Origin of the sequence: Vreelandella rituensis, from assembly GCF_003336665.1 — a bacterium.
Taxonomy (GTDB): Bacteria; Pseudomonadota; Gammaproteobacteria; order Pseudomonadales; family Halomonadaceae; genus Vreelandella; species Vreelandella rituensis.
This window is the reverse complement of record NZ_QPIJ01000101.1, coordinates 1-6449: the sequence shown is the minus strand read 5'-3', so window position 1 is coordinate 6449 and position 6449 is coordinate 1. Positions and strand designations below refer to the sequence as shown.

The window sequence follows — 6449 nt, the reverse complement described above, 5'->3', positions numbered from 1 at the left end:
ACCTGCTGGAACGCTTTTCTTCCTACTTGGGTCTGGACTTCAATGACATAAAATCCCGACCCGACTTTGATGAGATGTGCCATTACGGCGCTATTGCGTCATGAAACTGTCCGAACCATTGATTCATAATGACCCGGCTTTTTCGCTGGCGCAGGGCTTGTTGGGCAACCTCTAGTAAACGGCTCACTGGACGGCGCTCCTGAAATGAATGTCCCTGACCTCGCGGTTACCACTAAACGTCTCCAACACCTGCTCTACGTGTTGGGCGATGTAATCACAATCGGACTGGCGATCTGCCAGCAACGTTAAATAGCGTGTCCATACGGCCAAGAGCCAAACGTCTCCAGGCTCTTCCACGCTCAACGTCTGATGGGCATCCATTGCGGAGACGGCGGATGCCTGCAGAATAAGGGCAGGGATAGCCTCAAAGAACTGGTTGATCGCTGTGGCAAAGGGGTCTTCTTCTTCCTGCATAACCGCATTGCGTTGCTCTACCACGGTGACGATGGTCTCATTAGCATCTTCCTGTGCGACACGTTCATCAGGGGCTAGGCGTTCAAGTGCTTGCGCCAGTAATCCTCTTAACTCTTCGTGCTGGGCAGGGTTTTCGATGTCTGATGAGGCCTGTAATTTCATCCCCTCGCCAGGGATAAAGCACTGCGGTAGCGTTTGCACACGATCAAGCATCGAGGGGTCTGGTTGGTAACCAGGGTTTCGTAGGTAGTGCTTGTAGAAATCATCAATCAGGTGACTATAGTGCTGTACAGTACGATCCCTTTCCAAACGAGCGAGATTTTCGCGTAGCGAATGTGTTGCGTCTAGCAGGTCAGCCCTCAGACGGTCTAAGTTTCGGCGTAGCAGCTTCATCAGTAACGTCTGCAGCGTCGGGCTACGTCCCGCTAGCTTTTTTAGGTAGCTTGGCATGAGGGAGTCAAAAAATTGGTTTAACGCCTTAGCATCCTCTATCGCCCGCTTGTTTTCGTGAATCCGCTGATCAAGGTCACTGACCATGCTGAAGTCACTATGAATGTAGGTCGTAAAACGTAGGATTGTCTGGCGCAGCATATCAATCAAGCTAGCAACGGCCTCCCGCGCTTCGGTCTCCCGTAACAATAAATCGGCTGAACCGGTCTGCTCAGCCATCCGGTAGCTCTCAGTGATATGTTCGAGGTCATTAACAATGTCGTGGCCAGCGCCAGCCAATAATTGTCGTTTATAGCTCTGGGTTAAATGGTGCAGTAAATCCGCGACGACTCGGCTTACCTGGACATAGCCATAATCTTCATCGACATCAAAGACCAGGCGGTGGCGGCGTAAGGTGGCTAGCGTGTTGGGCTCCAATTCCTCTTCGCTGATTCGGCCGCCATGCGTCAGGCAGGCGTCGATCAGAATGGCCGCGTTTTGATGAACGGCTTGGAGCCCTGCGGTCGCGTCATTCAGACCTGCCATGGAAAAGGGCCTCCTGCTCCTGATGGTCCTCAGCTGCGCGGGCGTTGTTCGCTGCGATGATGCCTTCCTGCTGGGTGACGAACTCCATTTGATCCTTTAATAGCGACCATCGGGCCGTTGCTTGAAAAAGCGCACCGGAAGGGCCTTTGCTTTTCAAAAAGCCGTCCTTTTGCAGCTTCTCAAACAGCGCTCGCAACCGTTGGCGAGCATCCTGTGCCTTCTTGATTTGCATTTTTAGGCAAATGATTTCGAGCTCTTCTTGAAGGGCGCTCGATGCTTCGATGGTTTTAAGCCAGTCTCCCTCGCTCACGGTGTCATTAAACGCAATAGGGTGTTTATCGGCTGCCACTTGCTGTGACATCCTCAGCCAGCGAATAAGGGGCTCCCACTGCCCCGTAATGCGTTCAAACTCATTGCGTATGCGCGCACGGGTGCCTTTGTCGTCTAGGTCTAGGGCAACGGCGTAATAGCCATTGCCATCTCGTGTACAGGATAGTCCTCGCCCAATTTGAGCGAGATAGTGCTGTACCTTATCGATGCTTACCGAGTCGGCGAGGTAGTCGAATTTCTCGGGTTCTGTTACCGGACAGATAATGGCCCCGGTGATGAGCTGCTCCACCGTGCCACGAAACAGAGGATCAAAGGACATGATTAGCCCCTTCCGTGGTTGGGGATGGTGCGGTCGCGTTGTCGACGCGGCTAGTTGATGGGGAGGGGGCTTGAGCCAGTAATGGATTGACGCGATGTTGTTGATCGCCAGGCACCATAATCCTTACCCCTACCAACTTGCTCAGGTGTACTTTGTGCTGAAAGTGCTCCACCACAAAGCGGTTTACTTCAGGCTGAGCGCAGAGCAAAGCGATATTGTTGTCTTTCATCATCTGAAACAATTTAACGATGTTTTCCGGTGACAAGTCACCTAGCTCATCAATCGGCCAGGTGATGTTGATACCGCGCTCGGGGCATAGATAGCGTGTCAGGGCATTGAACAGGGTTAGTATGGCCAGTCGGGTGATGCCTTGGCTGGCGGCGTCGGTGAGGTCCTTGTCCGAGCGAATAGGGACGCGCCGGCGTTGCTCGTAAAACTCAATCTCAAGATCGACCATGGATTCGATGTTGTACTTCTGCATGCGAGCTACCTGCATTTGATCATCCGTGCGATGTATCTGCTGCATTAATCCATCGCTGGGCATGCCGTGATAGCCGTTGCTGGCCCATTCGCGCCAGCTTTGCGCAAAACTGGACAGATCTTTCCAAAACCCGAAGCTCTGAATTTTGGACTGCACACGCACGGAGATATCACTAATCACGGTAAACGTATGCTGGGTGTTCAGGTTTTTCTCCAGCGTTCGGCTCACCTGGCTAACGATATTATTCATTTCCTGCAGGTTTTCGTGATAGGTGTACAGCGTTCCACCTGACGCTTTGACTCCCTCGATCAGCGCACCTGAAATGTCAGGTAAGTGATGCTCGATCAAGGTTTCTAGGTCGTCTACCTGTTCGATGGTAAAGGCGGAAGATAGCTCTTCGTGCGTACTTTTGGCGCGCCGCTGATCCAGTAGTGCTTGCCATGCGTTATGGATATGCGTGCCTGGGTGCTGGGATAAACGTTTCTGGCAGCCCTGAACCGCTTTCATCACTTCCTGGCGCTGGCTGTTGGCACTTGTCAGTAGCCGACTCAACTCACTCGCAATCTGCTCGGTAGAGCGGGTTGTCTCACTGTCGAAGTCTTGAGACGGCGGTGTATTGTCCTGGTCGACGCCTATCTGGCTGTCGGGAATATCCGCCAGCACCTTATCGGCGTTATCGATACGCTGGCGCCAATCCGAGAGGCCTTGCTGTTTCGCGTCGATCGCTTGGCTAATCGCTTTCAGGGATACCCGCTTCTCTGCTCGCTGTGTCTTGAAGTGCTGTTCAGCTTGCCGTAACTCATTGCGTAGCTTTTCAAGGGCATGTTGGGCATCAAGTCGCTGTTTTTCATACTCGGGCTTGCGTGACCATTCGACCTTCTCCCAGGAGGCATACTCGTGGAGGGTGGGTTCTTGCTCTCGGAGACTGTTGATTTTTAATCGAAGGGAATCAACTTCCGCTTTCTTGGCGGCTATCGCTGATGGATCAATCCCTTCTTTACTCATGGCCTGCGCCAGCAAGGCATCCATTTCTGCTAGCCGTTGCTTTTTCTCATTGCGGGTATCCGCGATTACCTGCTGAATCACCCCCAGATCGGCGGTTAACCGTGCCTGCTCAGTCTGTTGATCCGCCGATAGCTGCTGGCGCTGAGTGTCATGTTGCTGCTGGCGCTCTTGCTGCTGCGCCTGCCATTCTTTTTCATGCTCAGCAATGGCTTTCCGCGCCGTGTCGAGCTGCGCTTTTGCCGAAGCAATCCGCGCTTGCCGATTGGACAGCAGTTGGCCTTCTAGGTGGCGACGCCCCGCTACCGCGTTGTCATACTTAGAACTGGCCTGTTCAGCGCGTACCCTGGCTTGACTCCCTGCTTCCTCAGCTTTCTTGCGTGCGACATTGGCTTTTTTCAACGCTTCGTTCGCATGCCTGACATCGGTTTTGGCATGAGTCAGCGCTTCCTCCGCTTTCTGCAACTTGGCTTCTAGGATGGCCTCACTTTCGGCAATGGCAGGCAGCGGTAGGGCGCTGAGGTCAAAGGTTAGGCCATACACCTGATCCATGTGTGGCGAGGCCGACAGCATGGGGTTCAGGTCGCGGCGCTGGTATAGCTCGCTAGGCAGTAGCTTGCCCAAGGTATCATGCCAGGCTAAATCAGAGGTTCGCAAGAAGGCGAGTAGGGTGCCATCGGCGGGATAGCATTGCCGTGTGAGGGTGTCGACGTTGTGTTGGCGAGCGCCCTCGGCTCTTTCGGCACTGGAGAGCGCATCTAGCGCCTGTTGATACGCATTCGCCGCTTCCCTATAAGCCTCTTTTGCAGCCTCAAGGGCCTTGTCCAGTCGCTTGCCTCCCGCCTCTGCCCGATCCACCTCTGCGGTGGCGTTATCAAGTTGGCGCTGTTCCTCATCGGTCATTTGCCCTGCGTGGTCACGAGCGGCCATTCGACGCTCTTCTTCATCGCGCAGGGTGGTTGCGGCAGCATCGCTCTCACGTTTAAGCGTTTCTAGTTCCTGGCGAAAGCGCTTTTCAATGGCTCGGTTTGCTTCGATATGTGCCGTAGACATTGCCGTGATGGCCTGCTGCACCGTGTCCGCTCGCGCTCGGAGCTTTTCTTCTTTTTCGGTGTAGCTGTCCTGCATGGCGCCTCGCTGTTGATGGTGATCCTCAATCAACTTCTCGGCGGTCTTGCGTATTTGGTTATACAGGCCATTCGCGGTGCGCCAACTCCGTTCCAGATCGGGTATGCCCTCAATATCACGACGGAGCGTATCAATGCCTTTGTCATCCCAGCTAGCGCGTTGCTCCTTCAGATGATCCAGCCACCGCTGAGCTGCCTCGGCCTCGCCTTTACGTGTCGCTGCACGCGAAGCGAGCTGATCCCGATCTTCGGTATGCTTTTCTTCAAGCGAGGACATTGCCTCTTTGAGAGCGACCACCTCGATTTCTTTTTCACGAACAACGGCTATCTCGCTGCTGATCCGGCTTGCTAGTGCGTGCCGATGATTGTTCAGGTCTGCGCGAACCTCTTGGAGAATGACCGATTTCGCTATGCCTTCCCGTATTGCTGGAATTTCTTTGTTGAAGGCCCGTAGGCTAAGCACGTCTTGCCATAGGTCTTTATTCTTGTGGTGGGCTGGCGGTTCCGCGATGGCAATTCTATCTCGCAGCATGGTATCGACAATCATGGATTTAAGGCTTGCCAGTAAGCCGGTTTTTCGCAATGCCACCGACGTTAATGCCTCCATGTGGCGCATGCTGGAAACGCCGTCACCGAGCGAGAAATCCCGCGCTTCTTGGGCGAGCGAAAACGCAGGACTTCCTGATCTTCGACGCCGACCACTCCCATCAGCGTTATTCTGAATAATCGAGCGATAATCCACTACGTTTTCAATCTGATTGCTGACGGTTATACCCAGCCTGGGCAACTCCCGCTTTAATAAATGGGCGGCACTTTCGCCTGCTGCGTAGAAAGGCTCCAGGTCAGGGTGAAACAAGGTCTCGTTTGCCGTTCCTTTCACAGTAACTGTTCAGCTCACGCTGCCTGACTCCGTTCATCTCGGCGCATGAACGAGGGCATCTCACCCGCAAAGAGTTGCTCCAGTACCGCGTGAGCCGACAGGCCCTGCTTGACGGATGTCGAGAGGAAGCTGCGCATCCGGCAGAAGATCTCCGCACCTTCCCACGAGCGGAAACAGCCCGATATCTTCTGCTGGACTTTGGTCATCCGCAGGTCACGCTCACCCTGGTTGTTGGTAAAAGGCGCGGCGGAATCCTCAAGAAAACGCAGCACATCCTCCTCGTGTGCCTGGAGGCGTTCGAGCAGGTTGCGTGCCTGGGTGCGCTTGGTGCGCCCTCGGGTTCCAGGCGGAGGTTTGGCCGGCGGTGGGCTCTCGACGTCGCCTTCCGCCAGGCAATGACGATAGCGCTCTCGCCATCGTCGAACCGCGTCGGGAGAGAGCCTGCCTCCGGCGTCTTCAACGGCCTGGTTCATCGCCAGCAGCAGATCATGCAGGGCTTTGGCCCAGGCCTGCTGGTCGTTTTCCCAGACACCGATCAGTTCGCGAAGGTGATGGGCATTGCACAGGGCATGCCGGCACTCCGTGTAGCGGTAGTAAGGCTTCCAGTGATCATGCACCAAGACACCTTGCACGAAGGGCAGTACGCCTATGGCGTCCATGGCTTCCTGACCCCGTTTGGCATGAGGCGCCAACCAGGTCAGCGCCTCATTCGAGGCGCTGTGGAGCCAGTAGCGCTTGCTGTCGATCTGAATGCCGGTCTCGTCGGCATGAACGGTCGTTGCTTGCCTCAGCGCCGGTATCACCCACTCGGCGAAGGGTTCAGCCCGCTGGTAGGCCTCCTGGTTGAAGGCAAACAGGGTG

The 6449-nt window shown here is 54.8% G+C and carries 4 protein-coding genes; all 4 read right to left on the bottom strand.

Going from position 1 to position 6449, the window contains the following annotated elements:
* Window positions 1–183: 183 nt before the first annotated feature.
* Entirely contained in the window at window positions 184–1449 is a 1266-nt protein-coding gene (locus DU506_RS20410; protein ID WP_114488687.1) for a hypothetical protein, read from the bottom strand.
* Window positions 1433–2098 (bottom strand): condensin complex protein MksE, encoded by a 666-nt coding sequence (locus DU506_RS20405; RefSeq protein WP_114488686.1) that lies wholly within the window; start codon window positions 2096–2098, stop codon window positions 1433–1435. The genes DU506_RS20410 and DU506_RS20405 overlap by 17 nt, the downstream gene beginning before the upstream one ends.
* Window positions 2088–5588, bottom strand: a complete 3501-nt coding sequence (locus tag DU506_RS20400) for an ATP-binding protein (protein ID WP_114488685.1) — start codon at window positions 5586–5588, stop codon at window positions 2088–2090. The genes DU506_RS20405 and DU506_RS20400 overlap by 11 nt, the downstream gene beginning before the upstream one ends.
* Before the next feature lie 14 nt (window positions 5589–5602).
* On the bottom strand, window positions 5603–6449 hold an 847-nt coding region (tnpC, locus tag DU506_RS20395), incomplete at its 5' end, for an IS66 family transposase (RefSeq protein WP_114488684.1).

What these genes read in the sequence shown, in the direction of transcription:
- DU506_RS20410 (WP_114488687.1), bottom strand. Translation starts at nt 1,449, where the DNA reads ATGGCAGGTCTGAATGACGCGACCGCAGGGCTCCAAGCCGTTCATCAA.
- DU506_RS20405 (WP_114488686.1), bottom strand. Translation starts at nt 2,098, where the DNA reads ATGTCCTTTGATCCTCTGTTTCGTGGCACGGTGGAGCAGCTCATCACC.